Raw genomic sequence first — 23,353 nt, forward strand, 5'->3', positions numbered from 1 at the left:
GGGCCAAAAGAGTCAGTCTACAGATCGAGGCGATTGGGCGCACTTTCGGGAGGGTTACGTGGGGTTTATGTGAACCATATACCTAAAGACCCGGCTACCTCCCCCGGTTCAGTTTATAGGTTCAGGGTGGTTTACCACGCAGCGGAAGCCTTGATTCGGAGAGTCAACACTCACAGCCCGCCGGGCGTAAACCGTTGCCAATCCACCCGAGTGATCCCCGTAACCGGCGAGGTCACGGACTGCTTTCTTGTCCGGTTCGGATTCGTTTGGGTCGTCTGCAACAGGATTTACTCTATCCAGATGGCCGAACCCGGGATAGTACCAATCCCTGGTCCACTCAGGGACGTTTCCCGTCATATCGTGGATACCGAGCGGGTTAGGAGGATATGAGCCTACCGGTCTCCGTTCCGTCTCAAAGGATGAGTGGATGAGCACGTTTCCCTTCACGGGCACCAAAGGGTCAACTGGCGATCTTTGCAAATAGGTATCAATCTCCAATTTTCCGTTGTTTGTTGCGTAGGCGATCGATTTGCCCCGGTTTCTGGCCGCGTACTCCCATTGGGCTTCCGTCGGTAATGCGTAAGGATGCCCCGTTTTATCTGCCAACCACTCGCAGTAATTCTCGGCCTCAGAGTAATTGGGGCTTCGCGCGGGCTTTTCAGCAAAATTCGGAGATAGCGGGTCGTTGTTGGCCACAATCGGAATCCTCACAGCGTTTTTAAATCCGCTTTCAACTGTATAGATTTCGTCTCTATCAACATCATGTAGATACGCCAGAAAGTCGGCCCAAGTAACTTCTTTGCTCTGAATCGAAAAACCATCCAGCACGACGGCAGTTGGCGGTTTGTTGTTCTGCTGCAAGGGAACGAAAGCACCCCCGGAGTCATTGCCAATATCACCCAATTTGAACTGTCCGCCCGCTACGAAAATGAGGTCCGCCTCTGAGCGCTCCAAGACCTGAGAGATATCGTTTTTTTCACTTGGATTTTGGTTTGAACTTGAACAGCCAGCTGCAAGCCCAAATGCGACCGCAAGAACAAAAAGTCTTAATCCATAAAACATACGTTTTTGATCTCTAGGCGATTCCACAAACTCTACAAGCTGAGAACGGATCGAGTTGCACGGGGCCAACGAGATTAGCCCTTTGCCCGACCAGAACCTTTCGATAGAGCTGATAGTCATTAAAGTTTTTACCAATGAAATTAAAAACGTTGCGGATGTTTTCATCGAGTTCCTGCTCGAGAGGTTGCCCGTTTTTATTCGCGCGCACCAATGTCTCTTCAAAATCTCTCCATCCCTGCATTGAACTTAAAATCAATGCGACAGCACGAACCCTTGTTCTAGTGCCATCGAACAACTTGGGAGTCAGCCAAAAATCGTCCGTTAAGATGTACAACAGTTTTGCCTTAGTCTCGGGTGGCGAATGACGTAAAACACTTTCCTCACCTCTATCAGCGTCCTGAATAATACACTCGGCAATCTCAGTTGCTTTCCGCTCTCTGTCCAGTGCCGAAGAAAGCGATATCGAAAGGTCATTAAAGTAATCGAAGGCTATCTGGGTTCCATGCTCTGCAATTTGTGCCGCGGCAACAGAGAGATTTAAGCCAGTTCCCAATGCATACATGGTCAAACGACCGTACCAACCGAAGGCATCGGTTAAAGGATCAAACAATTCCAAATATCTAAAATCGACATCTCCAAGTGCTTTGTATACGTAGTGCAGCATTGTCGAAATCTTTTGCGGATCTACTTCGAGCAAGAAACTTCCCGATGCGCCAACGCCAAAGACGATACCGGCATGTACATTAAAATAGAACTTACCAGTGGTATCACTGAATTCCAGACGTAAATCAAACTCAGCTCCAATTCCGGCAGCACCCTCAACCTTCTTTCCAATAACGCAAAGTCGGTCCCACTCTCTCTCCTCGGTTAATACATCCTTCCACCGCAACTCACCAGAAACCTCACAACCGCCACGAATTCCGGCGAAAACACCGGCCTCACCGCCGGCTTTCTGTCCGTGCTCCCGAGCCGCAATGCCTTTGACAGTGGGCAACCCATCCGTAGTGGACACATGGACATTCCCTGCGATAACCGCGGATGCGCCAGCAAATCCGCTCAGCGATGCCTGGATAGCCGCCTGGAAGTGTCCCAATGAAGCGACTTTTCGCTCGCCGTCCCATCCACCCACCCGGTACGGAACCCGAATTTCCGAACGGTTATTTACCGGGAACGCCTGCTCGACACCCACTTTTCCCTGGGCCAGCGCATACTGCCCTTCCAATTTTGCCTGGAAATGCACCAACCCCTTTCGCGGATCGAATTCACCAGAAGCCGTCGCACCCGCAGCGAAGCGCATGAACTGTGCTTCTGCGGAGGCATCAAAACCGGTTTCATCCACGGCTTTCTGGCGGGCCCCGGCGTCACCCCAGATCGACCAGGATGCCTCATCGTAGAGTTTGTTCAACGTCGTCATCAGCGCGCCATTCTTATCCGGCTCCCACAGCGTTGCGTTGAACTTGATGTTGAGCTCACTTCGGATGGCGTCCCGTAACTTCGCCGGATCCACGCCGTTTTCGGTCAACCATCCCTTGCTACGCTGCCGGTCTCTGCCCGCTATGGAATAGCGGCGACGGTGGTTCTTCATTTTGTCTGAGCGCACAAAGGTAACGTGTTTGTCGCCAGCCAACCGCTTGATCTCAGTGATCGGCGGCAGGGTCTGCATGTCGTTGGTCAACACCGAGCGCGTCTCAAGCTCGGTCAGGAGTCGCTCCTTTTCTTTCTGGACCTCAGTCAGCAGCTTTCCCTCACCTTCGGTGGCGGCCAGTTCCGAGTCGGTTTCCCCATCATCAAGGCCTTCCAGCTTCTTGTAGAAGTCGTTTATGGGCCCACAAACGAATTCCTCTTCCTCCAGCCACTCGGAGAGCTCGTCCTCGGTGAGGAGAATCAGCTCGTCGGAACCGGTGGCGTGAACAACTTCCACAATTTCCTCAGCACAGGAAGGCGCCTGAACCACCTCGCCCACCTCACAGCTGGAAAATCCGGGATCGTTGGCCGCCGGCAATTTGAGTAGCTGCCCCGGGAAGATGCGATCCGGGTTTTCGATGCCGGGATTCAGCCTCAGCAGGCTGGTCAGCGTGGTTTGGTATCGCTGAGCGATTGCGCTCAAAGTGTCGCCGGAGCGAACCGTGTATTCAGACGTCATCAAGCACCTCCTTGTGCCAATCCGTAGGCCAGATGTTGATCCAGTTCAGTGAGGCGCGCTGCACTCGGCAGGCTCAAATTTGAGAGGATCGCCTGGCATTCCGGCAGACGGATTCTGTTGCCGTGAGTCACCGCCAGTTCCGCATACCGGCTGACATCCTTTTCTGAGCGAAAGCCCAGCCCGTTTGCTTCCTGCAACAGTCTGGCCAGCCGAGGCTGATCATTGATCGAGAGAAAGCGCCCGAGCCTGCCCAGAAACTCCTCCCGGGCGTCCTCCGCCAACACTTCCAGATGCCTGTCAGTGAGCGCAAACCATCCTTCATCCGAGGCAGTCATTGCCGGCTGCAGAGTCCCCGCCCGGAAAGAACGCCAGTTTCCCTCTGGCTGAAACGCCAACCACTCACGGATCGGGCCACTGAAGCGCTCTCGTTCCTGATCATTAAGCGCCAGCATGAGGCGGCGAAGCTCCCTTGGAGAGTAAAAGCGAAGATAGGAGTAGCCTCCGTCTGGCAAGGCCACACTCAGCAGGCTTCGCAGGTGCCCGGCAATAACCGGCAGCTCCTCCTCAGCGAGCACAACGACGGCCTTATGCTGCCAATCATTCTGTTTCTGCCAGAGACGACTCGTTTCCGAGGGCTTAACCAGACAGGGACTGACCTCCAGCGCCGCCTGATGGCGGGTGCCCAGAAACAGGTAGTCAATCTCAGGCTGGTCGTCGTTCTCGTAAACAAATCGGGGTGCATCGAATGCCGCACCGTCCAGCAGGAGGAAAGCCCGGGACCGCAGATCAATGCCCAGCTCCGTCATGCGGTCACCCATTCGTCACAGGCGCAAGCGGCCAGGGAGCAGCTTCCATCGGCTTGCCGGCCGCACTGTTTGATAAGGGCGACATCCTTGGACGCTCCTGTCCTCAGCGCCTCCACGGAGCTCGGAGAAGGGCCGAAATCTGACCGCGTATCGGGTTGCGCAAGCGCTGGCGGCGGCGTGCTACCCGAGATCTCATCCAGACCGTTAGGCTGAGCCGGCATCTGAGCCGCCACCCCACTACCACTCCCTGGCCCTCCGCCGGAATTCATCCGCACCAGCGGACCGGACACCGTCACCCCGCTCGGATCCACCTTCACAAAGCTGCCACCGGCCTTAAGGGTCACTTCCGCACCGGCTTCGATCACAATTTTCATGCCCGCCTTGTGGTGAATCTCGCTGCCCGCCTCGATGAGCTGGTTTCTGCCCTGTTTGCTGTGGTGGCTGCCGTTTACCGTAAGGCTGTAGTCGCCGCCGATTCGTTCACGACGTTCACCGTCCACCGTGCCGTGATCGTTGCCCTTGATGTGGCTGAACCGATGGTTCTCCACGGTCAGGTGGCTGTCGTTTTTGATGACTTCGGTGCGGTTGTTTTCCGTGAGCAGGTCCAGGTCCTTCTGGGCGTGGATGTAGATCTGTTCCTGGTCTGCTTCGTCCTCGAAGCGCAGCTCGTTGCTGCCCTCGCCCTTGTGGGTTTTGGTTTTCAGCGTGGTGCGGGTTTTATGTTTCGGCAGCGCGTAGGGCGGCGTGTTGGTGGCGTGGTGGGTTCTTCCGGTAATGATGGGCTGGTCCGGGTCGCCGTCCAGGAACGAGACGATCACTTCGTGGCCGATTCTCGGCAGGGCCATGAAGCCATACTGGCCACCGGCCCAGCCCTGGCTGACCCGCAGCCAGGCGCTGCTGTGTTCGTCGTTCTTGCTGTATCTGTCCCAGGGAAATCTCACTTTCACCCGGCCGTGTTCATCGCAATGAATCTCCTCGCCCTCCGGGCCGGTCACGATGGCCATCTGCGGGCCGTCCATCAGCGGGCGATGTGGGGTCTGCGGGCGCCAGGTACGGTCGGCGGGAATGGCGGTAAACCGGTTGTGGTAGCTCGTGGGTTCGCTGCCGCCCTCTTCTTCCAGTGCCTGGGGCTGGGTGCCGGTGTGGGTCACCGACGTCAGCAGCCAGTCCCGGTTCAGGGTATCGCTGTCGTGGTCGGTGAGCGTGACTTTGGCGCCAGCGCTGAAGTCCGGGCGGTTGCTGTCGCCGGCGGCGGTGCTGGCGTCGTTGCGCAGGGCCTGCAGGCGGGCTTCGGTAAAGGGCTGGCCGCTGGCGTCGGCCTTGAAGCGACCGGGGTAGTCGTAGTGCTGGTAGTCTTCCCGATGATTTAATTCTCCGGCAGCCTGCTCATGCATCAGGGCGTAGGCGGGGTTCCTGAAGGTGTAGTCCTTCATGGCCACGGAGGCCACGCGTACTCGCTCTTCATACCGGAACCGGAACACGGCCGGCTGCCGGGTGCTGCCGCCGGCCTGGGCGTTATACCGGGCCGATTCGAGCACCGGGGCATCGCCGTGGTGGTCGGCGATTATCAGGGCGGGCTGGGTGTCGCCGTCCACGCTGCCGTGTTCGGAGCGGTAGTGCCAGCCCTCCTCGGCGGCCAGGCGATCCAGAAAGGCCAGGTCGCTCTCCCGGTGCTGCACGCAGTACTCCCGCTCTGCCGGCGGGCGTTTGAGATCGAAAACGGTGTCGATCAGGCCCCGCTCTTCGAGCAGGGTGCGCACGATGGCGTCGGTGCTTCGGGTCTGGAAAATCCGGCTGTTGTGCATCAACCCCAGGCGCCACAGGGGCGGCTGGATGACCAGTTCGTAGCGGGTGCGCCGGTGGCCGGTGTCGCCCCGGGCGAATTCATTGACCACGCCGGTGAAGCGCCGCAGCGGTTCGCCATCTTGCCAGACCACCAGATCCACCGGCTGTTCGAGAAGCTCGGAGGCCTGGATCAACGGATCAAAACTTGCCAGCTCCAGCCGCCCCGTAAACACCTCGGACAGGCGCTCGGTGAGCGTGAAGCCAACCACTGAGAAAAGATCAGAAGGGAGATCGCCAACGCGGGCGGTAAACTGCAATCCACTTGCCTGAGGCATATCTTCAATCCCTGAAGGTATGGTTATGTCCTGCTCCCGGCATCGTCAAAGCAACCAGATCCGTGGTCGCGATACCGGACAACAACTGGCCGGAAAAGTACCAGCACTGGCTGAGAAAATCCAGTGACAGGGCCTCAACCTGAGGCTCAAACAAAAACAGGGGCGGGTGAACGCTTCACCCGCCCCTGTTTTCTCTGGCGTCGATTTATTCCGGCTTGTAGAGCCGCTGGATGCTGGAAAAGTCCAGGGTGCCATTGCCCTGACCGGCATGAAGCTGGAACAGGTTACGTGCCAGCGAGCCCATGGGAATGGAGGCCTGGTTCTTCACCGCGTTGTCGAAGGCCAGGCCCAGATCCTTGGTCATCAGGTTCACCAGGAACCCGCCCTCGTAGTTGCGTGAGGCGGGCACACCTTCCATCACACCCGGCCACGGGTTGTAGACGTTCAGCGCCCAGTTGCCGCCGGAGCTCTGCTTCATGATTTCCGAGAGCACCGCCGGATCCAGGCCGTTCTTCACGCCCAGTGCCAGGGCCTCGCTGGTACCGGCCATCAGGATGGCCAGCAGCATGTTGTTGCAGATCTTGGCCACCTGGCCCGAGCCGTGGTCACCGGCGTGGAAGATGTTCTTGCCCATGGCGTCCAGAATCGGCTTGGCCTGGTTGAACGCTTCTTCTGCACCGCCGCAGATAAACGTCAGCGTACCCGCCTTGGCACCGCCGACACCGCCGGACACGGGCGCATCAAGGAACGGAATGTCCTTGGCACGGGCCACTTCGGCTACGCCCCGGGCAGTCTCCGGCGCAATGGTGGAGGAATCAATCACCAGGGTACCGGCCGGCAGCTTCGCCAGCAGGCCGTCGTCGCCCAGGTACACCGCTTCCACGTGCTGGCCCGCCGGCAGCATGGTGATCACACACTCGGCGCCATTGGCCGCCTGGTGGGCAGTGTCCGCGGTTTTCGCGCCTTCGGATACGAGGGCAGCAACGGCGTCCTTGGACAGGTCGAAGACCGTCACTTCGTGGCCGGCTTTTACCAGATTGCTGGCCATGGGGCCGCCCATGTTACCGAGGCCGATGAAGGTAATTTTTGCCATGTTCATTCCCCTTGTTCTTATAGTCTGAATGTTGGTCGGATTACGCTTTGAAAAAGTCTTCGATCCAGGCGCTGTCCATCTCGGCAAGGGACGCATAACGCCAGCGGGGCTGCTGGTCCTTGTCGATCAGCAGTGCGCGGATGCCTTCTGCGAACTCGCCTTTGCTCAGGCACTTGGTGGAGAGCTCCAGCTCTTTGTCGAGCACTTCCTTGAGGCTGTTGTGCCTGCAGCCATGAAGGTGGCGCCACACCAGGGCCAGAGACGTGGGTGAGGCCCCTGCCAGCGAACGGGTGGCCTTGGCGACCCAGCCCTCGCCGCCGGACAGCTCCTTGAGCTGGTCCACGGTGGCTTCCAGGGTGTCGGCGTCGGTTACCCGGTTGATCTCATCAAAGTGTATGCGCACCGGCGATTCCGGCATGGCTTCGGCGCTTTCCCGCTCATATTGGCGCAGCACGCTGCCTACCACCGCATGGGGATCTTCGCCCTGCCAGTTGCGTTTGCACAGCTCGGCCACCACGTCGGCCTTGAGATCGTGCCGGATAAAGCGGTCGGCCAGGCCGGTGAAAATGGCATCGGCACCGTTCAGGCGGGCACCAGTCAGTCCCAGGAACAGGCCGGTGCGACCCGGCGTCCGGTTCAGGAACCAGCCGGCACCGACATCCGGATAGAGGCCGATGGTGATCTCGGGCATGGCCAGTTTCGAGCTTTCGGTGACTACCCGATGAGAGGCCCCCTCCAGAATGCCCATGCCGCCACCCATCACAATGCCATGGCCCCAGCACACAATGGGTTTTGCGAACGTGTGGATCAGGTAGTCCAGCTCGTATTCCTCGGTGAAGAATGCCTCACCCTCACTGGCGCCCTGGGGCTCAGTCATGCTGCGATAAAGGGCGACGATGTCACCTCCGGCGCAAAAGGCCTTGTCGCCCTCCGCTTCCAGCCAGACGGCCTGGATCGCCGGGTCGTCCGCCCACCGCTTCAGTTGCGGTGTCAGCAGCCGGATCATCTCCAGGGACAGGGAGTTGAGCGCCTTGGGCGTGTTCAGCCGGGCCACGGCGATCAGTGCGCCGTCGCCGGTTTTCCACTCTTCAAAGATAATCGGTTGATCACTCATAACAGGTCCTTGGGCCAGCGGGTTCGGGCGCCGGCTTCAGCGGTTTTTCCATTCCGGCTTGCGCTTGTCGAGAAACGCATTCACGCCTTCTTTCTGGTCTTCGGTGGAGAACAGTTCCACGAACAGTTCCCGCTCCATGCGCCAGCCGTCATCGTGGCTGCGGCCGTCGCGGGCGCTCATTACCAGGGTCTTGCAGCGGGCGGTGGAAGACGGGCTCTGCTTGCAGGCCATTTCCGCCAGTTCCAGGGCTTTCTCCAGGCTCTTGCCGGAGGAGACCACCTCTTCCACCAGACCAATCTGCAGGGCCTTGTCGGCCTTGACGCGCTCGCCACACAGGATCATGCGCTTGGCCCAGCCCTCGCCGACCAGCCAGGGTAGATTCTGGGTGCCGCCCGCGCAGGGCAGCAGGCCCACGCCGGCCTCGGGCAATGCCATCTGGGCATGCTCTTCAGCGATGCGGATGTCACAGGCCATGGCACATTCCAGGCCGCCCCCCATGGCATAGCCGTTCACTGCGGCGATGGAAACGCCACGGAAACGTCCCAGAGTGGAGAAAGCCTCGCCGAACAGCTGGGCCATTTCGTTGGCACGGGCCTTGTCGCCATCGGCGAAGGTTTTCAGGTCGGCACCGGCGGAATAGAACTTCTCGCCCTGCCCGGTCATCACCAGCGCGAAGATGTTCCGGTCTTCGTTCAGTCCCCGGACGATGTCGATCAGGGCGATCAGGGAATCCCTGGTCCAGGTGTTGGCCGGAGGATTGTTGATGGTAAGGATCGCGATGTGCCCGCGCTTTTCGAGCTGGATAAGATCGCTCATTGGATTCTCCTTGTTATTGAATCGCTTCCGCCACGCCGTCATCGAGCAGACGACGGGCCACAATCAGGCGCATAATTTCGTTGGTGCCTTCGAGGATCTGATGCACCCGCAGGTCACGCAGGTAACGCTCCAGCGGATACTCTCGAATGTAGCCGTAACCGCCGTGCAGTTGCAGCGCGTCGTTGACCACCTCAAAACAGGCATCGGTGGCAAAGCGCTTGGCCATGGCACAGTGCAACGTGGCTTCCGGGTCAGCGTTGTCGAGCTTGAAGGCGCCTAGGCGAACCATCTGCCGCGCCGCGACCAGATTGGTGGCCATGTCGGCCAGCTTGAACTGCAACGCCTGGAACGCCGCCAGGGGTTTGCCGAACTGTTCACGTTCGTGCATGTAATTGCGGGCGCGAACCAGCGCCGCCTGGGCACCACCAAGGGAACAGGTAGCAATATTCAGCCGGCCGCCATCGAGGCCTTTCATGGCGATGGCAAAGCCGTCGCCCTCCTCGCCCACGCGGTTGCTGGCGGGAATACGCACGTTCTCCAGGCTGATCATCCGGGTCGGCTGGCTGTGCCAGCCCAGCTTTTCCTCGTTCTTGCCATAGGAAATGCCCTCGGCGTCCGCCGGGATCACAAAGGTGGAAATGCCCTTGTAGCCGGAATCCGGCGCCCCGGTGCGGGCCATCAACACCAGGATGTCGGTGGCACCGGCCCCGGAAATGAATACTTTACTGCCATTGATCACGTAGCTGTCGCCATCCCGTACCGCCTTGGTCCGCAGGCTGGCGGCATCGGAACCGGCGCCGGGCTCGGTCAGGCAGTAGGACGCCAGCCATTCACCGCTGGCCAGCTTGGGCACGATTTCCTGCTTGAGGTCGTCGGAGGCGAAGCTGGCGACCATCCAGGTGGCCATGTTGTGAATGGTGATGAAGGCCGCCGTTGAAGGGCAGGCAGCGGCCAGCTCTTCCACGATCACCGAGGTGTCGAGCCGGGACAGCCCCATGCCGCCCAGGGCTTCCGGGGTATACATGCCCATGAAGCCCATCTCGCCGGCTTCCTTCATCACATCCACCGGGAAGATGTGCTCGTCGTCCCACTTGGCCGCGTGGGGCGCCATGGATTTTTCCGCAAACGCCCATGCAGCCTCGCGAAACGCCAGTTGGTCTTCGGTCAGGTTAAAGTCCATCGTTACGCTCCAGAATAAAGAGAACCTGGCTCAGAGGGGAAAAGAAGGGGCCGGAAACGAGTTCCGGCCCAAACACCCCACCTTCAACGCAATTAACGCAACTGGATCGAGAAGTTGGCTTCCGAGCTGGTCGCTTCGCTGGAGAACCAGCGGGACGTAACCGTCTTGGTTTCGGTGTAGAAGCGCACCGCCTGCTTGCCGTAAGCGTGCTGGTCACCGTAGAAGGAGCCCTTCCAGCCGGTGAACGAGAAGAACGGCAGGGGCACCGGAATGGGAATGTTCACGCCCACCTGGCCCACATCGATCTCGTGCTGGAAGCGACGGGCCGCACCACCGGAGCTGGTGAAGATAGACACACCGTTGCCGTACGGGCTCTTGTTGATCAGCTCGATGGCCTCACCCAGGCTGTCCAGCTCGACACAAGACAGTACCGGGCCGAAGATTTCCTCGTTGTAGATGTCCATCTCGGTGGTCACACCGGAGAACAGGGTCGGGCCCACCCAGTTGCCATCGGGCAGACCGTCCACGGTGCAGCCGCGGCCGTCGAGCAGCAGCTTCGCGCCCTGGGCCTCACCGGTGGCAATCAGGGACTCGATGCGGTCCTTGGCCTTGGCGGAGATAATCGGGCCGTAGCTGGCACCGGAGTCGTTCCAGGCGCCGGGGCGCACTTTCGCCATGGCTTCCTTCAGTTCCGGAATCCACTGCTGGGCCTCGCCCACAAACACGGCCACGGAGATGGCCATACAGCGCTGGCCGGCGGCGCCCACGGAGGCGCCCACCAGGGCGTTGATCACCTGCTGCTTGTCGGCATCCGGCATGATCACCATGTGGTTCTTGGCACCGGCGAAACTCTGCACGCGCTTCATGTGGCGGGTACCGGTTTCATAGATGTAACGGCCAACCGGTACAGAACCTACAAACGAAACGGCCTTGATGGCGGGGTCGGTCAGCAGTACGTCCACCTGCTCCTTACCGCCGTGAACCACCTGCAGAACACCCTTGGGCGCACCGGCCTGCTCGAACAGCTCGGCAAGGCGCATCGGTGTCAGCGGATCCTGCTCGGAGGGCTTGAGGATGAAGGTGTTACCGCAGGCGATGGCCATCGGGAACATCCACAGCGGAATCATGGCCGGGAAGTTGAACGGGGTAATGCCGGCACACACGCCCAGCGGCTGGATCCAGGAGTGGGTATCCACCTCGCGTGCCACGTTCTCAACGGTCTCGCCCATCATCATGGAAGCCACGTTGGCGGCGTGCTCAACCACTTCAATGCCACGCCACACGTCGCCCTTGGCATCGTCAAAGGTCTTGCCGGTTTCCTGGGAGAGGATTTCGGCGATCTCGTCGTGGTGTTCTTTCAACAGGGCCTGGTAGCGCAGCATCACACGGGCGCGCTCGGACACCGGTACTTCTTTCCAGGTTTTGAACACCTCTCCGGCGTTTTCGATGGCGCGGCGCATCTCGGCATCGGTGGTGCACGGCGCCTTGGCGATCACTTCGTTGGTGGCGGGGTTGGTAACGTCGATCCATTCACTGGTCTGGCTGTCGACGAATTCGCCTGCAAGATACAGCGGAACATTTTTCATGTTGATATCCCTGTTTGTTGTTGTGCGTGGGGCCGACCGCACCCTTCACATCTGAGGGAACGGCCACGATTTCCAAAAGGCTAGCATGGGTTCGCCGGATGGGTGATTGACTAAATTTCGCCCGTGATGGATTATTTTTCGATAGCGAGACAACCAACAGGGCAATCCATGACCCAGACATCCCAGTGGCCGGTGCCCAAGGACAGCATCCGTTACGTAGTGCCGGAGCCAATTATTCGCCTATTGGCGAGCCACCCGCTGACGCGGGACCTGTATCCGCTGGCCTTTGGCCATTATCGCCGGGCGGCGGGGCACCATATGCACCGGGAGCATCACCACGACAATCTTTTGATCTACTGCACCGAGGGCAAGGCTTTCCTGAACGTGCTGGGCGAACCGTACACCGTGGAAGCCGGAGACCTGCTCCTGCTGCCAGCCGGCGCCAACCACCGCTACACCGCCGACCCGGACAATCCCTGGACCATCCACTGGGTGCACTACACCGGCCCCCTGGCGGAAGATTTCCGGAACTACATGGGTTTTGACGGTCCCACGCGCATCCGCCATCTGGGCCGGCAGCCGCGTCTGCTGGTTGATTTCAACGGGCTGCTGTCGGTACGCCAGACCGGCTTCCGGGCCCGGGGCCTGATCCACGCGGCCAACCGGCTTCGCCAGTTGCTGGCCGCGGTGCCAATTAACGCCGACGAAACCGGGCACGAACGCCAGGCAGAGCTCGACACCATTCACAACTACATGCGGGAGCACCTGGATGAACGCATCACTCTTGAGGAACTGGCAGACCTGGCAGGCCTGTCTCCGGCGCATTTCGCCACCCGTTACCGGGAGCAGACGGGCACCTCCCCTATCCAGCATTTCCTGCACCTGAAGGTGGAGCGCGCCTGCCAGCTGCTCGACACCACCAGCTCGAGTTTCGCCGATATCAGCCGGCGCCTGGGCTACGACGACGCCTATTATTTTTCCCGGCTTTTCAAGAAGGTGATGGGCCAGTCGCCGCGCGACTACCGCCACACCGCAAGACACTGACAGCGCGCAGGGGGCCAGATTGGCATGTGCCGCCTGCTACGACTTTTGTTGTAGGAGCCAAGGGGTTAGGCTTGGATTATCTGCTAACGGAAAGAGTGAGCCCATGGCCATGTATACCATTGAAATTGATGAAACCTTCGATGTGCCGCGACGAAAAGTCTTTGCCCTGTTCGCCGATCACCACCGTTTTGGCAAACTGCTTGGTGCACCGGTGAAACGAATCAAGGACAGCGACCAGGCCGACCCAAACGGCATCGGCTCGGTTCGCAAGATCGGTATCGGTCCGATCGGACTTGAAGAGACTGTGCTGAATTTCGAACCGGACTCCCTGATTGAATACGCCATTACCAGCCTAAGCCCGATCCGCAATCACCACGGGCGCATCCGGTTCGACGAAACCCCCAATGGCGGCACCCGGCTGAACTACACCATCACCTTCGAGGACATCGTACCGTTCACTGGCAAGGTGGTGAGCACGGCGCTCGAGCAAGGCCTTCGCCGGGGCATCAAACGGGTCCCCAAGCTGGCCTGACCGCCGGCGCCAACAAAACGTTACTTGAGGAATATCAGGTAATTGACCTGAGGCAATTGTTGGCTTTGGTCAGTTCTGTAATCTCCGCACAGCTTACACCAACCGGCCCCGTGGCCGGTTTTCTTTGATTTCTGCGGGAGACCGGAATGGCCAACGATCCCATCGTTCTGTTCGACAACGGGCACCAAAAGTGCCTCATGTTCGATTCCCTGGTAACCGGTGAGGGCGTTCAGTCCAACCAGTTCCTGATTGTGGACGGCAAACACGAAGCGCTGATCGATCCGGGCGGCGACCTCACCTACACCCCGCTCTCGGTCGCGGCGTCGCGCTACATGAATCTGCGGGATATGGACTATGTGTTCGCCTCGCACCAGGACCCGGACATCATCGGAGCCATCGACCGCTGGATTGTCCACACCCGGGCCAAAATCGTGACATCCCGGCTCTGGGCACGGTTCCTGCCGCATCTTGTTTCCGGCTACGTGACCAATCAGCTCAGCGGCAGCGTGTACGACCGGATCATCGGTGTGCCGGATGCCGGCGCCAACGTGCGGTTTGGCGATAGCTATCTGCAATGCCTCCCGGCCCATTTCATGCACTCGGTAGGCAACCTGCAGTTCTACGATCCGGTCTCGAAGATTCTGTTCTCCGGAGACCTGGGTGCCTCCATGGGCAGTTCGGATGATCACCTGCCGGTGGCCGACTTCGACCAGCACATCCCGAACATGGTGGGCTTTCACCGCCGCTACATTGGCTCACGGAAAGTCTGCGCCCTCTGGGCGGATATGATTCGGGGGATGGACGTGGCGATGATTGTGCCCCAGCATGGGAAACGGTTTGAAGGGCCCCTGATGGTCGATCGCTTCCTGACCTGGGTCAGCGAGATGGAGTGCGGAATAGACCTGATGACGCAGGAGAACTACCGGCGCCCGGTGGACTATGTGTCGTAAGGCCGGGCACTCGCCCGAAGCGCTGGAACAAGGGGCCAAATAAGCCTGTCCCAAACGGGCAATGTTGAGTAAAATCCGGCCCTTTCCCGAGCATCAAGAGGCAGCGCAAATGGGCAGAGCCTACCAGAACCGCAAAGAATCCATGGCCAAGACGGCCGCGGCGAAAACCAAGGTCTACAGCAAGTACGGCCGCGAGATCTACATGGCCGCCAAGTCCGGCGGCACCGACCCGCAGGCCAACCTGTCCCTCCGTGGTCTGATCGACCGGGCGAAGAAAGACCAGGTGCCTTCCCATGTGATCGAGAAGGCCATCGACAAGGCCAAAGGCGGCGCGGGAGAAGACTACTCTCCGGCCCGTTACGAGGGCTACGGACCGGGCAACTGCATGGTGATCGTGGACTGTCTGACCGATAACCCGAACCGCACCTTTGGCGATGTGCGCCTGGCGTTCACCAAGACCAAATGCAAGATCGGCACTCCGGGCGCCGTCGCTCATATGTTCGACCACTCGGCGATCTTTGCGTTCAAGGGTGACGATGAAGAGGCCGTGCTGGAAGCGCTGATGGAAGCCGATGTCGATGTTACCGATATCGAGAATGAAGACGGTCTGATCACCGTGTTCACTCCGAACACCGAGTATGCCAAGGCGCGTCAGGCCCTGGTGGATGCCATCGAGGGCATCGATTTCGAGGTGGACGAGATCCAGTTCCTGCCCAAGACCACCACCCCGGTGGAAGGCGACGACATTCCCATGTTCGAGAAATTCCTCGACATGCTGAATGAACTGGACGACGTTCAGAACGTGTTCCACAACGCAGAACTTCCCGACCAGTAAACTTCTGGCCCAGCCACGCAGGACAACAACAGAATGCAAAGCAACGCCTCAGGAATCCGCAAAGCCAGGGTGGTCGTGTTGAAAACCGGCTCCACCTATCCGGACCTCAAGGCGCGGTTTGGCGATTTTGATCAATGGTTCCTGCGGGGGCTGTCTGACGAGCTGGACATTACCGTTGCCAACGCCGAAGCCGGGGAGCTGCCCGGCAACCCTGAAGACTGGGACGGTATTGTTGTTACTGGCTCACCCGCCATGGTGAGCGACCGCGCGGAGTGGAGCGAAAATGCCGGCCGCTGGCTGGTCCGGGCGGTTGAAAGCGAGGTACCGGTACTGGGCGTGTGCTACGGGCATCAGCTGCTGGCCCATGCTCTGGGGGGCGAAGCCGGGTATCACCCGAAAGGTCGAGAGACCGGCACTCACGAGGTGGAGCTGCTGCCGGCAGCTGCCTCGGACGCCCTGTTCCGGGACCTTCCCACCCGGTTTCCGGCCCAGTTGACACATCGGCAATCAGTGCTGCGACTGCCCGAAGGCGCGGTGCTGCTGGGCCGCAACCGGTTCGAGCCTCATCAGGCTTTCCGGGTGGGCCCTTGCGCCTGGGGCGTGCAGTTTCACCCCGAGTTCACCGATGCGGTCATGAGCGCTTACCTGAAGGTTCAGGCGCCGGATCTGCTCCGGGAAGGGCTGGATGCGGAGGCGCTGATGTCCGGCGTGAAGCCGGCACCTGATGCCTCCTCCCTGCTGCCCCGATTCAGCGAGATAGTGAAGGATCGAATTCGCTAAATAGCGGTTCTACAAGCCTGGCTCAGTCGAGAATGTAAGCGGTTTTCTCCAAGGCCTGCTCCTCTTCATCAATAAAGCGGAATTCATTCCAGCCAATACGCACCACGTCGTTGCTGTTCAGCCGCTGTCGGCCGCTGATTCTCAGCTCGTTCACGAAGGTGCCGTTGGTGCTGTTGCTGTCGGTAATGTAGTAATCCACGGTACCGTCGAGATAGGCATTGGGGACGGCCTCAATCAACGCGTGCTGGCCACTTACCGAGATCTCATCAATCTGGATGTCGTTGTCCGGGCGCCGCCCGATTCGGGTTTCCGGCTGGCTCAGCTCAAAGGTGTTCACCACAACGTTATCGACCAGTTGCGAAAATGAAGCCATGTCAGTTTCCTCATTACTCCAGAGTCAGTAGTACCACAGACACATTGTCGCCGGCGCCGTTGGCAAGACCGGCCTCGATCAGGGCTTGAACAGCAGACGCAGGCCCGTCGTGACCATGCACAATCCCGGGCCACCGGTCTTCGGGTACCGAGTCGGTCAGGCCATCAGAGCACAGTAACAGCGCATCGCCTGGCTCCAGTATTTCCGTGCGGTGGCTGGGCGCCGCCTCTTCCACAGATCCCACCGCCCGGGTCAGCACGTTCCGGAATGGCACATGGGGCACATCGGCCAGGGTGATGCTGCCGTCCTCCAGCATGTTCTGAACCACGGTGTCGTCTCGGGTCAGGCACACGGCCTGCTGCTTGCGCAGACGGTAACAACGGGAGTCCCCGATGTGGGCAATGTGTGCCCGACTGCCGCTCACCCAGGCAAGCACCAGGGTTGTGCCCATTTTTTCCAGCCCGGGCTCCTCCGCCCTGCGGGCCTTTATACGGTCGTTGGCCAGGGCGAAGCCGCGATCCAGAATCTTCCTGATCTCGTGATCCGGCGCATCCGGCGGCATGCAGGTGAGCGCCTCGCCAGCGGCATCCAAAACCGCATCAACCGCCAGCCGGCTGGCAACCTCACCGCCCTGGTGCCCCCCCATGCCATCGGCCACCACGAGCAGGGCCCGATCAGCTGCTTCGGAAAGCTGCCACTCCACAACATCCTGATTCGATTTCCGGACAGCACCCGTATGGCTCTGCCCGGCTACCTGATACCCCATCAGGACACCTCCTGGCGCGCTTCGCGCACGGCGAGCCGGCGCACGGCCTCAGCCATGGTGGCGGCACTGGTAAACCGCTTGTCCGGCTCACGCTGGATGGCCTTGTTGATCAGGCGAACCACCCCGTTAGGCAGTTCGGGGTTGAATTCCCGAACACTGCGTGGCCGTTTGTTGAGAATCTGGTAGGTAAGGTTTGCCAGGGTATCGCCCTGGTAGGGTGTTTCGCCGCTGACCAGCTTGTAGAGAGTGACCCCCAGGCTGTAGATGTCGGACGCCCCGGTTACCTTCTGGCCTTTCAACTGCTCCGGCGACATATACAGGGGGCTGCCCATGACAGCACCGGTGCGGGTGCGTGAATCATCGGAAATCTTGGCAATGCCAAAATCGGTGATTTTTATATCGCCCGTGTCCGGATTGAAGATGATATTGCCGGGCTTGATATCGCGGTGCACGATCTTCTGACTGTGGGCATAGGCCAGTGCATCCGCCACCCGGGCAATGATGTCCAGAACCTGATGCAGGGGCAGCAGCCGGCCAGCCCTGCCAAAGTCACTGAGGGGGCGCCCCCTGGCGTAATCCATGGCAATGTAGGCGAGGTCTGCCTCCTCACCGACATCGTAGACGGTGACGATTGCCGGATGATTCAGTCGCCCGGCCGCTTCCGCCTCCCGGAAGAACCGTTCCTTGAGATCCCCGACCTGGCCGTCGTCGAGAGCCTGGTAGCTCAGGGTCTTGATGGCGACGGTGCGGGCAATCTTCGGGTCTTTGCCCAGATAGACAACGCCCATGGCGCCGCGACCTATTTCCCGCTCGATTTCATAGCGCCCAAGCGTCGGTCGGCTGACCGAGGGTTCAGGCATCAACAGGGTGCGGGTGCTGTCGAAGCTGCCCGGGGACAGCGTTGTGGTCTCCGGCACAAGCTTCTCGAGCGCGGCCAGGCGCGCGGGAGTGTCGCGGAAACCCCTCCGGCGCTCCAGGATACTGCGGTAGGTATCCGCTGCCCTGTCGTACTGGCGTTTACGTTCCTGCTGGATGGCAATGTCGTAGCGCAGATCCAGCTCGTCCTGGCAGGTGGGGCAGCCGTTCAGGGCCTCAAGAGCCTCATCAGTGTGGCCCTGTTTCAGGAACAGCCCGGACAGCCGCAAACGCGCCTCGCGCACGTTATCAGTGAGCGCACGGATGTGCTTCTGCGGCTGCAGCCAGAACAGCATTATCACAAAGCCCGCCGCCAGAAGGGTAAGGACAACGCCCAGTGGAACCCAGGCACTGTGATAGAACATCAACGCGGCCTGGATAACCACCAGCGAACCGCCAAACAGCAAGGTGACCGGCAGGGAAACAGCGACGCCCATCAGCGGCACCGCCAGAACCAGATACAGTGCCGTTACAGCCAGCCCTGCCCTCACCGCCATCTCCGACCAGGGCGGCTGAGACAGCCCACGGTCGGCCATCGCCGGGCCCAGGGCCTCCGGTGCCAGTATCGCCCCCGGCGTGTCACCCTCGGGTACCCCGAGTATGCTGAACAGCGCCCTGTCAGCCCATCCCACAAGGGCAAACTGATCACCGGCCAGGGCGAACACCGCAGCCAGAACGAGCACAACGACCCGCAGGCTGAACAGGCGGGGAATAAGAGCGGTAATAGCGTTCACAGGCATCTTTGTTATGGCGTTTGAATCCAGCAAGTTTAGAAAGCACGGCGGCAGTTCGATACTGCAAGCGGGGTTTTTTTTGTAAGTGTTTGTTTACGTGGGAGCAGGGTCACGTATCCTATACTTTTGGAACCGAACACGCGGATCTACCGTCCTTTCTGGGCAACCGAAAGGAAATAACCGCTGCGCTTAGCGCAGCCAACAACGAGGAGTGAACCATGTCTGGAATTCGCAAGCACCTGAGGTACGTCTCGTTTTTCATGGCCCTGATGATGGCCCTTGGCTCCGTATGGTCCGCCACCGCGACCGCCGGAATGGTGGGAACCGGCGAGATGATCGGGCAGCAACAGGTTCAGCTGGATCGACAGCAGTTACTGAGCATGCTCGAAAGACAGGATGTGCAGGACAAGCTGGCAGATCTGGGCGTCAGTCAGGACCAGGTGAAGGAACGCATCCAGAACCTCACCCCAACCGAACTGGCGGATTTTGAGCAACAGCTGGCCGAAGCGCCCGCCGGGCAGGATGTGGTAGGCATAATCGTGCTGTTCCTGCTGGTGTTCATCATTACCGATATGCTCTGCGCCACAAATATCTTCCCCTTCATCAACTGCATCCGATAACGGCAAACCGTGGCCGTAACGTGCACGACAAAGATGGCCACCCGCCTCAGGCTGACCCTGATCATCGTGGTCAGCCTGCTGGCCGGCTGTGCCAGCGCGCCAAAATGGCCGTCCTCGCAAGCACCGGGGCAACCCTCGCTGCCGGACCGGGTGATGCTTGCGGACGTGCCCTTCTATCCCCAGGAGCGCTACCAGTGCGGCCCTGCCTCACTGGCCATGATGCTCAACAGTCAGGGGCTGGAGACGCAACCCGAGGTACTCAAGGAGCTGGTTTACATACCCGGTCGTGAGGGCACCTTGCAGGTGGAGATGGTGGCTGGCGCCCGGGCGCACGGAATGCTGGTGTATCCCCTGGACGGAACGCTGGAGAGTCTTCTGAGAGAGGTGGCGGCTGGCAACCCGGTACTGGTCATGCAGAACCTGAGGTTCGATTGGTGGCCGCAATGGCACTTTGCCGTGGTTATCGGCTACGACGCCCGGGAGCGCGACCTCATTCTGCACACCGATACCCGCGAGCAGCAAGCCGTCGACCTGGAAGTGTTCAGCAACACCTGGGGACGGGCCGATCGATGGGCGGTGACCATTCTGCCACCAGAGCAGGTACCGGCAACGGCGACGCCCCTGCGATTCCTGCAATCGGCCCACGACCTTGAGACCACCGGGCGTACAACCGCTGCAGGTATTGCCTACAGGACTGCCGAGGCCACCTGGCCAAACCAGCCCGCCGTTCCCATGGCCCGGGGCAATCTGGCCTGGCAACTGGGTCAACGGGAGGAGGCCATCGGGCATTTCCTGCGCACGACCAGACAGTTTCCCGAGTTTCCCGAAGGCTGGAACAATCTGGCCTACGCGCTGGAGGCAAGGCAGTGCAAAGCCGCCGCCTCACAGGCCGCGCGCTGTGCCGCCAAGTTGGCACCGGAACGATTCGGGGATTCGGACCTGCTCCGGGAGCCAGGGAGTATCACATCAGGGCAACCAGAGACCTGCCCCGTGGTGCCCGCCTGTGCTCGCTGAGTGTCTAGGATGACTTCCTGAACAGCGCCACATCTTTTACCGGTATCTCCAATACCCAGCCGTACTTCGCCGCAAGCCATTCAAAGGTGGTAGCGCGGTAGAACACCACGTGCGTTGGGTCGCGGCGATAATGCCAGTTATCAAACCGGTCGTCGTCGGTCTGAAAACAGGTCATCACCGCCAGCCAGCCGCCGGGTCTGAGCATGCGGTCCAGTTCCCGGAACACTCCGGCGGGAGCGTACAGATGCTCCACCACCTCGGTGCATGTGATGAAATCATAGGTTTCTGACAAAACCTCTGGCGCAGGGTGGAAAAACGGGTCGTACAGGCTCACCGTCAGGCCCCGGGACTCAAGCATGGTCGCCAGAGCCGGGCCGGGACCGCAGCCAAAATCCAGGCCGGCAGCCTGAGGCGGCAGCCGCTGGAGTAAGGGTTCGGTCAACTTCGAAAGAAATTTCCGGTAGCCAGTATCGGCTGGGTCATTGTCGTGCAGCTCGTAGATCTGCCGCTCCTGCTCGGGTGCGAGCCGGCACTTCTCGTCCATTACCGTGGCCAGGCAGACACCGCAGCGGAGATAACGCTGATCGTTCACCACCCGAAACTCGTCTAATGCCGACGTTTCGCACACTGGACACAGTGTCATGACGTTACCTCGGGGACAGCCCTGCCGCTGCCCTCATGCGAGCATCGAGCTCGCGGGCATCAATCTGATCCGAGGCAATCACCTCGGCCCGGCTGCATTCCTGGGGCTCCGCGCCGATAACCGTGAGCGCTCCATCGGCGACGTTGATGGCGCGCCAGCCTTCGGCAGTGTGGACAACGGCCTTGAAACGCACAAACGCCGAATCCATCGCCATGACCAGCAGTGCGTTCTCATCCAACACCCTGTCGGCATGAATGCGCCAGCCAACGCTGAAATGCCCCTGCCCCTGGTTGGTAACCTGCTGCCAGGGTTCCTCCTCGATGGAGGTTGCTGGCAACCCGCTTTTATGATGATGGTGATGATGGGCGCCCGGATCGCTGACCGGCAGGGCATCGGAGTGGCCATCGAGCCAGCCCGGGGCCAGTTGCCCGTACCGGGTGTGATGGACAGCCTGCTTGGCAGGCTCAAGTTCGGCCGCCCACTCATCGAAGTGGCCAAGTTGCTCCGGTGTGCACAGATCGGTCTTGTTGGCCACCAGAATATCGGCGGCCGCCACCTGGTCCCGGAACTGGACATTGCCCAGAACCTTCGGCTCCTCGAGCCTGCGCGGGTCCACCAGGCAGATCACCGGGCCCATGGCGAGCACGTCGCGGTAGTGCTCGCTGGTCAGTGTGTCCAGAATCTGGGACGGATGCCCCAACCCCGTTGGCTCAATCAGCAGCCTGTCCGGCTTCGCCTTGTGTATCAATTGGTTGAGCCCGATCTGCATGGGCAGGCCGGCGACACAACACATGCAGCCGCCGGGAATTTCCTTGATGAAGGCGCCCTCGGTCTGCAGCATGGCGCCATCAATGCCCACCTCACCGAACTCGTTCACCAGAACCGCCCAGACTTCGTTCTCCGGTTTGCGCTTCAGCAGGTCGAGGATGGCGGTGGTTTTACCAACCCCCAGAAAGCCGAGAATCAGGCTGGTAGGTATGGGCTGTTTCATAAGACCGATGGCGCTCCTGCGCTGAAGGAAGCGTTATACTATAACACATTTACTGCTCCGCCCCTCCGTTTTTCAGGAATTTGGCAACCACCCGCTCAGACAACAACGCATGGGCCAGGGCCGGGTACGGAAGGTAATGCAGGAACAGGGTGGCCAGGGTGACCGAGTCCATGGCGCCGTCCAGGAACATCCAGGCACCGAAGGCCGCAAACAGGGCACCAAGAAAGCCACCGTAGATCCACAGCGCCCGTGACCTCTCCTCGGGCATGGGCAGGCGCTGCAGGGCCCGGGCCACCGAGAAACTCATGTAGACGGCGATCAGGGCAGCTATTACCAGCGACGCCAGCAATCCGCTGAAGCCGATCAGGTACCGGAACAGGTAGTTGGTCAGAAAGAACAGGGCGATGCAGGTGACAGCAACAATGGTGATGCGGGTCTTTTCCATGATGGTCTGTTTTTGTGAGGTTAGTGGAACGCGCCGCCAAGAATGGCAGAGACGCCCACAAAGAACCAGCCCTGCTGCGACCTGGGGGCCAGACTGCTATCATGCCCGACATTCTCACTGGCAACCGGACAACCGATGACCACTGGCAACTCCACGCGCCTGAACAAGTACATCAGCGAAAGCGGCCTTTGCTCCCGCCGGGAGGCCGACCGCTACATCGAGCAGGGCAACGTTTTCATCAACGGCAAACGGGCGGTTGTCGGCGACCAGGTGTTGCCGGGCGATACCGTGAAGGTCAACGGCCAGGTGATCGAACCACGCGCGGAAGAGGATCTGGTGTTCATCGCCCTCAACAAACCCGTGGGCATCGTCAGCACCACGGACAGCGCCGAAAAGGACAACATCCAGCGGTTCGTCGGCCACAGTGAACGCATTTTTCCCATTGGTCGCCTGGACAAGGACTCCCAGGGCCTGATTTTCATGACCAGCAACGGCGATCTGGTCAACAAGATCCTGCGAGCCGGCAACAATCACGAGAAAGAATACCTGGTGACGGTGGACAAGCCGGTAACCCGGGAATTCGTCGAGGGCATGGCCGGCGGCGTGCCGATTCTTGGCACGGTCACGAAAAAGTGCAAGGTCTCCAGGGAATCACGGTTTGTGTTCCGGATTACCCTGGTGCAGGGCCTGAACCGTCAGATTCGCCGCATGTGCGAGCACTTCGGCTATCAGGTAACCAGGCTCGAGCGGATCCGGATCATGAACGTGAGCCTGAAAGGCCTGGCGCCCGG

23 protein-coding genes are annotated in these 23,353 nt (G+C 60.0%); 8 read left to right on the forward strand and 15 right to left on the reverse strand.

Translation table 11 applies throughout. The features are described from left to right. Positions 1–108: 108 nt before the first annotated feature. The 9 genes from ACFC20_RS10160 to ACFC20_RS10200 all read right to left on the reverse strand — a co-directional run bounded on the left by ACFC20_RS10160 (position 109) and on the right by ACFC20_RS10200 (position 11,920). Positions 109–1,089, reverse strand: a complete 981-nt coding sequence (locus ACFC20_RS10160; RefSeq protein ID WP_375192908.1) for a formylglycine-generating enzyme family protein — start codon at positions 1,087–1,089, stop codon at positions 109–111. Next, positions 1,076–3,205: a LysM peptidoglycan-binding domain-containing protein gene (locus ACFC20_RS10165; protein ID WP_375192909.1), complete on the reverse strand. Its 2,130-nt coding sequence runs from the start codon at positions 3,203–3,205 to the stop codon at positions 1,076–1,078. Before ACFC20_RS10165 ends, ACFC20_RS10160 begins: the two co-directional genes overlap by 14 nt. After that, positions 3,205–4,011 carry a DUF4123 domain-containing protein gene (locus ACFC20_RS10170; protein ID WP_375192910.1) on the reverse strand — a complete coding sequence of 269 codons (807 nt, stop codon included), beginning with the start codon at positions 4,009–4,011 and terminating at the stop codon, positions 3,205–3,207. Before ACFC20_RS10170 ends, ACFC20_RS10165 begins: the two co-directional genes overlap by 1 nt. Then, positions 4,008–6,131, reverse strand: a complete 2,124-nt coding sequence (locus ACFC20_RS10175) for a type VI secretion system Vgr family protein (RefSeq protein ID WP_375192911.1) — start codon at positions 6,129–6,131, stop codon at positions 4,008–4,010. Before ACFC20_RS10175 ends, ACFC20_RS10170 begins: the two co-directional genes overlap by 4 nt. Positions 6,132–6,336: 205 nt before the next feature. Next, entirely contained in the window at positions 6,337–7,224 is an 888-nt protein-coding gene (gene mmsB, locus ACFC20_RS10180; RefSeq protein ID WP_375192912.1) for a 3-hydroxyisobutyrate dehydrogenase, read from the reverse strand. A gap of 40 nt (positions 7,225–7,264) precedes the next feature. Then, entirely contained in the window at positions 7,265–8,338 is a 1,074-nt protein-coding gene (locus ACFC20_RS10185) for an enoyl-CoA hydratase/isomerase family protein (RefSeq protein WP_375192913.1), read from the reverse strand. Between the two features lie 36 nt (positions 8,339–8,374). Further along, positions 8,375–9,154: an enoyl-CoA hydratase gene (locus ACFC20_RS10190; protein ID WP_375192914.1), complete on the reverse strand. Its 780-nt coding sequence runs from the start codon at positions 9,152–9,154 to the stop codon at positions 8,375–8,377. A gap of 13 nt (positions 9,155–9,167) precedes the next feature. Then, entirely contained in the window at positions 9,168–10,334 is a 1,167-nt protein-coding gene (locus ACFC20_RS10195) for an acyl-CoA dehydrogenase family protein (RefSeq protein WP_375192915.1), read from the reverse strand. Between the two features lie 92 nt (positions 10,335–10,426). Then, a complete protein-coding gene (locus ACFC20_RS10200; protein WP_375192916.1) occupies positions 10,427–11,920 on the reverse strand; it encodes a CoA-acylating methylmalonate-semialdehyde dehydrogenase in 1,494 nt (497 codons plus the stop codon). A 168-nt stretch (positions 11,921–12,088) separates the two neighbouring features. On the opposite strand from ACFC20_RS10200, the gene ACFC20_RS10205 reads away from it, so the two are divergent. The 5 genes from ACFC20_RS10205 (at position 12,089) to ACFC20_RS10225 (ending at position 16,061) form a co-directional block, all read left to right on the forward strand. After that, a complete protein-coding gene (locus ACFC20_RS10205) occupies positions 12,089–12,964 on the forward strand; it encodes an AraC family transcriptional regulator (protein WP_375192917.1) in 876 nt (291 codons plus the stop codon). Between the two features lie 103 nt (positions 12,965–13,067). Further along, the gene (locus ACFC20_RS10210) at positions 13,068–13,496 is read left to right on the forward strand and encodes an SRPBCC family protein (protein WP_375192918.1); all 429 of its coding nucleotides are present in this window, start codon (positions 13,068–13,070) and stop codon (positions 13,494–13,496) included. 146 nt (positions 13,497–13,642) lie between these two features. Continuing rightward, positions 13,643–14,446, forward strand: coding sequence for an MBL fold metallo-hydrolase (locus tag ACFC20_RS10215; protein WP_375192919.1), 804 nt, complete (start codon positions 13,643–13,645; stop codon positions 14,444–14,446). 109 nt (positions 14,447–14,555) lie between these two features. Further along, positions 14,556–15,281, forward strand: coding sequence for a YebC/PmpR family DNA-binding transcriptional regulator (locus ACFC20_RS10220; protein WP_091991300.1), 726 nt, complete (start codon positions 14,556–14,558; stop codon positions 15,279–15,281). 33 nt (positions 15,282–15,314) lie between these two features. After that, the gene (locus ACFC20_RS10225) at positions 15,315–16,061 is read left to right on the forward strand and encodes a glutamine amidotransferase (RefSeq protein WP_375192920.1); all 747 of its coding nucleotides are present in this window, start codon (positions 15,315–15,317) and stop codon (positions 16,059–16,061) included. 22 nt (positions 16,062–16,083) lie between these two features. Here ACFC20_RS10225 and ACFC20_RS10230 read toward each other — a convergent pair whose 3' ends face one another. The 3 genes from ACFC20_RS10230 to ACFC20_RS10240 are packed head-to-tail and all read right to left on the reverse strand — an operon-like array spanning position 16,084 to position 18,855. Continuing rightward, positions 16,084–16,434: an FHA domain-containing protein gene (locus tag ACFC20_RS10230; protein ID WP_091991307.1), complete on the reverse strand. Its 351-nt coding sequence runs from the start codon at positions 16,432–16,434 to the stop codon at positions 16,084–16,086. Between the two features lie 13 nt (positions 16,435–16,447). Continuing rightward, complete coding sequence (locus tag ACFC20_RS10235) at positions 16,448–17,200, reverse strand: PP2C family protein-serine/threonine phosphatase (protein WP_375192921.1); 753 nt, start codon at positions 17,198–17,200, stop codon at positions 16,448–16,450. Then, the gene (locus ACFC20_RS10240; RefSeq protein WP_375192922.1) at positions 17,200–18,855 is read right to left on the reverse strand and encodes a serine/threonine-protein kinase; all 1,656 of its coding nucleotides are present in this window, start codon (positions 18,853–18,855) and stop codon (positions 17,200–17,202) included. Before ACFC20_RS10240 ends, ACFC20_RS10235 begins: the two co-directional genes overlap by 1 nt. A 212-nt stretch (positions 18,856–19,067) precedes the next feature. Here ACFC20_RS10240 and ACFC20_RS10245 point away from each other — a divergent pair, with 212 nt between their 5' ends. Together ACFC20_RS10245 and ACFC20_RS10250 are read left to right on the forward strand one after the other, a co-directional pair. Continuing rightward, positions 19,068–19,469 carry a PA2779 family protein gene (locus ACFC20_RS10245; RefSeq protein ID WP_375192923.1) on the forward strand — a complete coding sequence of 134 codons (402 nt, stop codon included), beginning with the start codon at positions 19,068–19,070 and terminating at the stop codon, positions 19,467–19,469. Between the two features lie 33 nt (positions 19,470–19,502). Beyond that, positions 19,503–20,483, forward strand: a complete 981-nt coding sequence (locus tag ACFC20_RS10250; RefSeq protein ID WP_375192924.1) for a PA2778 family cysteine peptidase — start codon at positions 19,503–19,505, stop codon at positions 20,481–20,483. Between the two features lie 4 nt (positions 20,484–20,487). On the opposite strand, the gene ACFC20_RS10255 is transcribed toward ACFC20_RS10250, so the two are convergent. Genes ACFC20_RS10255 through ACFC20_RS10265 form a run of 3 tightly spaced genes read right to left on the reverse strand, consistent with a single transcriptional unit; the run spans position 20,488 to position 22,562 of the window. After that, positions 20,488–21,126: a class I SAM-dependent methyltransferase gene (locus tag ACFC20_RS10255; protein WP_375192925.1), complete on the reverse strand. Its 639-nt coding sequence runs from the start codon at positions 21,124–21,126 to the stop codon at positions 20,488–20,490. 4 nt (positions 21,127–21,130) lie between these two features. Then, positions 21,131–22,117 (reverse strand): CobW family GTP-binding protein, encoded by a 987-nt coding sequence (locus ACFC20_RS10260; protein WP_375192926.1) that lies wholly within the window; start codon positions 22,115–22,117, stop codon positions 21,131–21,133. A 49-nt stretch (positions 22,118–22,166) separates the two neighbouring features. After that, the gene (locus tag ACFC20_RS10265; protein WP_375192927.1) at positions 22,167–22,562 is read right to left on the reverse strand and encodes a hypothetical protein; all 396 of its coding nucleotides are present in this window, start codon (positions 22,560–22,562) and stop codon (positions 22,167–22,169) included. Positions 22,563–22,697: 135 nt separating this feature from the next. On the opposite strand from ACFC20_RS10265, the gene rluF reads away from it, so the two are divergent. After that, positions 22,698–23,353 (forward strand): 23S rRNA pseudouridine(2604) synthase RluF (gene rluF, locus ACFC20_RS10270; protein WP_375192928.1); only part of this gene is annotated, 656 nt, incomplete at its 3' end.

Source organism: Marinobacter sp., from assembly GCF_041984545.1.
Classification (GTDB): domain Bacteria; phylum Pseudomonadota; class Gammaproteobacteria; order Pseudomonadales; family Oleiphilaceae; genus Marinobacter.

Coding starts and splice junctions, on each gene's coding strand:
- ACFC20_RS10220 (WP_091991300.1), top strand. CDS start 14,556: ATGGGCAGAGCCTACCAGAACCGCAAAGAATCCATGGCCAAGACGGCC.
- ACFC20_RS10185 (WP_375192913.1), bottom strand. CDS start 8,338: ATGAGTGATCAACCGATTATCTTTGAAGAGTGGAAAACCGGCGACGGC.
- mmsB (WP_375192912.1), bottom strand. CDS start 7,224: ATGGCAAAAATTACCTTCATCGGCCTCGGTAACATGGGCGGCCCCATG.
- ACFC20_RS10260 (WP_375192926.1), bottom strand. CDS start 22,117: ATGAAACAGCCCATACCTACCAGCCTGATTCTCGGCTTTCTGGGGGTT.
- ACFC20_RS10190 (WP_375192914.1), bottom strand. CDS start 9,154: ATGAGCGATCTTATCCAGCTCGAAAAGCGCGGGCACATCGCGATCCTT.
- ACFC20_RS10265 (WP_375192927.1), bottom strand. CDS start 22,562: ATGGAAAAGACCCGCATCACCATTGTTGCTGTCACCTGCATCGCCCTG.
- ACFC20_RS10250 (WP_375192924.1), top strand. CDS start 19,503: ATGGCCACCCGCCTCAGGCTGACCCTGATCATCGTGGTCAGCCTGCTG.
- ACFC20_RS10255 (WP_375192925.1), bottom strand. CDS start 21,126: ATGACACTGTGTCCAGTGTGCGAAACGTCGGCATTAGACGAGTTTCGG.
- ACFC20_RS10225 (WP_375192920.1), top strand. CDS start 15,315: ATGCAAAGCAACGCCTCAGGAATCCGCAAAGCCAGGGTGGTCGTGTTG.
- ACFC20_RS10245 (WP_375192923.1), top strand. CDS start 19,068: ATGTCTGGAATTCGCAAGCACCTGAGGTACGTCTCGTTTTTCATGGCC.
- ACFC20_RS10205 (WP_375192917.1), top strand. CDS start 12,089: ATGACCCAGACATCCCAGTGGCCGGTGCCCAAGGACAGCATCCGTTAC.
- ACFC20_RS10200 (WP_375192916.1), bottom strand. CDS start 11,920: ATGAAAAATGTTCCGCTGTATCTTGCAGGCGAATTCGTCGACAGCCAG.
- ACFC20_RS10215 (WP_375192919.1), top strand. CDS start 13,643: ATGGCCAACGATCCCATCGTTCTGTTCGACAACGGGCACCAAAAGTGC.
- ACFC20_RS10210 (WP_375192918.1), top strand. CDS start 13,068: ATGGCCATGTATACCATTGAAATTGATGAAACCTTCGATGTGCCGCGA.
- ACFC20_RS10195 (WP_375192915.1), bottom strand. CDS start 10,334: ATGGACTTTAACCTGACCGAAGACCAACTGGCGTTTCGCGAGGCTGCA.
- ACFC20_RS10170 (WP_375192910.1), bottom strand. CDS start 4,011: ATGACGGAGCTGGGCATTGATCTGCGGTCCCGGGCTTTCCTCCTGCTG.
- ACFC20_RS10240 (WP_375192922.1), bottom strand. CDS start 18,855: ATGCCTGTGAACGCTATTACCGCTCTTATTCCCCGCCTGTTCAGCCTG.
- ACFC20_RS10165 (WP_375192909.1), bottom strand. CDS start 3,205: ATGACGTCTGAATACACGGTTCGCTCCGGCGACACTTTGAGCGCAATC.
- ACFC20_RS10175 (WP_375192911.1), bottom strand. CDS start 6,131: ATGCCTCAGGCAAGTGGATTGCAGTTTACCGCCCGCGTTGGCGATCTC.
- ACFC20_RS10230 (WP_091991307.1), bottom strand. CDS start 16,434: ATGGCTTCATTTTCGCAACTGGTCGATAACGTTGTGGTGAACACCTTT.
- ACFC20_RS10235 (WP_375192921.1), bottom strand. CDS start 17,200: ATGGGGTATCAGGTAGCCGGGCAGAGCCATACGGGTGCTGTCCGGAAA.